General features: G+C 54.9%; 2 pseudogenes. One reads left to right on the plus strand and one right to left on the minus strand.

Annotated elements, in window-relative coordinates:
• The first annotated feature begins 49 nt into the window (after positions 1 to 49).
• Positions 50 to 1,000, plus strand: a pseudogene (gene tnpC, locus L248_RS16325) (IS66 family transposase).
• 231 nt (positions 1,001 to 1,231) lie between these two features.
• On the opposite strand, the pseudogene pyk reads toward tnpC, so the two are convergent.
• Positions 1,232 to 2,656: pseudogene (pyk, locus tag L248_RS08665) on the minus strand (pyruvate kinase); the annotation flags it as partial.
• Positions 2,657 to 2,833: the final 177 nt, after the last annotated feature.

A 2,833-nucleotide genomic window follows, 5' to 3' on the forward strand; every position in this document is an offset into this window, starting at 1 on the left:
ACTGCTCGGTGTACCGATCACCCGGCAGAACATCATTAACTGGCACATCTTGGCCTGCGAGCGCACTCTCGAAACTATCCACGGCTTGATGAAGCAAGAGCTGATTGCACAGGACATTATCCACGCCGACGAGACGCCCTACAAAGTCATCGAGAGTGATAAAAGCAAGACCTATTACTGGTTAATGGCGTCCGGGTGGTATGCCAAGCGGCAGGTCATCTTATATGAACATAAGGATGGGCGTGCATACTCCCAAATTGCAGAGGAACTGGGTCAGTACACCGGCTTCCTGCAAACAGACGGGTATCAAGTCTATGAAAAACTGCCCCACGTTAAGCGCGTTGCCTGCTTAGCCCACATTCGGCGCAAGTTCTTCGATGCCCTATCTAATGACGAACGAAAGAAAGCTGCGAAAGCAGCGCAAAGCAAGGGAAAGCAGCTCGTCAAGGCCGAGACTGATCTCGTCACCGTAGACCACGGAAAAAAGAGCGCCGCTTACATCGCTGTTGAATATTGTGATGCCATGTTCCTCCTGGAGAAGAAGTGGCATGACCTCACGCCAACAGAGCGCTTAGGGAAAAGGCAGGAAAACCTCACCAAAATCATGGATCAGTTCTACGACTGGTTATAGGACCTGGGTGCCCTGCCAAAAACAAAGCTCGGGAGAGCCGTCGACTACGCCCAAAATCAGCGGGCCGGACTGGCGCTCGTGTTGACCGACGGTCGGCTGGAGATCTCCAACAACCGGGCGGAACGCGCCATCAAAGAGCTGGTCATGGGCCGAAAGAACTGGCTATTCTCCACCAGTTTCCAGGGTGCCAAGGCTACAGGTATCATTCTCAGCATCATGCCTTCAGCCGAAGCTAATGGCTTGAACACACGGGCTTATTTAGAGGCCCTCTTTGAAGAGATTCCTAACTTGGCAGTGCCCAGTGATCCGACAGCACTGCAAGTCTATTTGCCTTGGTCGCCGGCGATGCAAGCCCGGTTCGCCAAGTAAGTCAGCAGAGTTCGAATAATGAATAGCGAGGCTCCTGCCGACCCTGTAATCATACAGGATGGCAGGAGCCTCGTCTGCGTACTAAATTATTTGACGCTTACTCAGCAATCAGCAATAAAACAGCGCCAGTATTTCGTCCACGATTGCCGGACAAAATACTGGCACTCTGCTGATAATTGTTTCAGGACTCAGAAAAAAGTGTCTGGATACATCGTGGGGAAACTAGTCCTCGCCGATTTCTTTCACGTACATATTGTTCGTGTGGTGCGACTTGCCGAACGGAATGCCCAAGGTGATGACCATGCGGTCGCCTTTCTTCACTAGGCCTTGATCCATAGCGACCTTCTCGGCTGTGGCGTAGATCTCATTGATGTTCTCCGTGCCATCAATGACGATGGGGGTCGTACCCCAGGAGAGGATCAAGGAATCCGCCACCTCAGTGGTGAAGGTCAGCGCAATGATGGGAATGTTCGGCCGGAAGCGAGAAATGCTGCGGGCGGTGAAGCCGTTAGCGGTGACGGCAACAATCACCTTCGCATTGACGCGCTCAGCGGCAGAAACGACGGAGTATCCCAGGGTGTCTGTGATACTGTCGTTGGCGTTGAACTGGTCCATGATGACGGAGTGGCGGGGCAGATCCTTGTCCGTGGCTTCGTCAATGCGGGCCATGGCGGCAACGGATTGCACCGGATAGTGACCGTTGGCACTCTCGCCGGAGAGCATCGTCGCGTCAGTACCATCATAGACTGAGTTAGCCACGTCGGCCACTTCCGCCCGGGTCGGCCGCGGGTTCTCCTGCATGGAATCCAGCATTTGTGTGGCGGTGATGACCGGCTTGTGGGCCATGTTAGCCTTGCGGATCAAGTCCTTCTGGACCCGCGGTACGAGCTCGAAGGGAATCTCCACGCCCATGTCGCCCCGGGCGACCATCAAGCCGTCGGAGACGGCCAGAATGGCGTCGGCATTATTGATGCCTTCTTGGGATTCGATCTTGGGGATGATCATCACGTGCGGGTTCGGGCCGGCTGCCACCAGGTCGCGAATATCTTGAACGTCGCTGGGCTTACGGACGAAGGAGGCAGAAATGTAGTTGAAGCCCTGCTGCAGCCCCCAAGTAATATCGTCCCGGTCCTTCTCGGTCAAACCCGGCAGATTGATTTCCACGCCTGGGGCGTTGACGCCTTTCTTACCGCCCAGGTCGCCAGCATTCTCGACAACAGTGACCAGCTCGCGCTTGCTGTCGTCCTTCTCCAGGATCTTCATGTCCAACAGGCCGTCGTCGAAGAGGACGTGGCCGCCGACGTGGACGTCATCGTACAGGCCGGGATAGCTGACCCCAATCAGGTCCTTGCTGGTCCAGATGCTGGCATCCATACCGATGCGGACCTTGTCGCCGATGTTGAAGTGGATCTTGCCGTCGTCCTTGACGTCGGAACTGCGAATCTCGGCCCCCTTGGTATCGAGCATCAAGCCGATGCGCTTGCCAGTGATCTTCATCGCTTCATGAGCCTTCTGGAACCGGCCCAATTGCTCTTCGTGATCGCCGTGGGAGAAATTGAAGCGGAAAATATCCGCCCCGGCCTTGATCAGCTGCACCATAATATCCGTCGTATTAGCGGCCGGCCCGACCGTGGAAACAATCTTAGTTCTACGCATGAATGAAAAACCTCCAGAATATCGAAATTTGGTCACTGTTACACAAAGTTCATTATAAAGGAAAACGGTTTCGGCGACAAGAGACGGGAGTATAGTTTCTGTGCAAGGTTGGATTGGCGTGGCCCGGCGATTTGGGCCCTCCGGCTGGCTGGGCGGGCGAAGCGAAGCAAGTGCGGA

Source organism: Schleiferilactobacillus shenzhenensis LY-73, assembly GCF_000469325.1.
In the GTDB taxonomy this organism is placed as follows: Bacteria; Bacillota; Bacilli; order Lactobacillales; family Lactobacillaceae; genus Schleiferilactobacillus; species Schleiferilactobacillus shenzhenensis.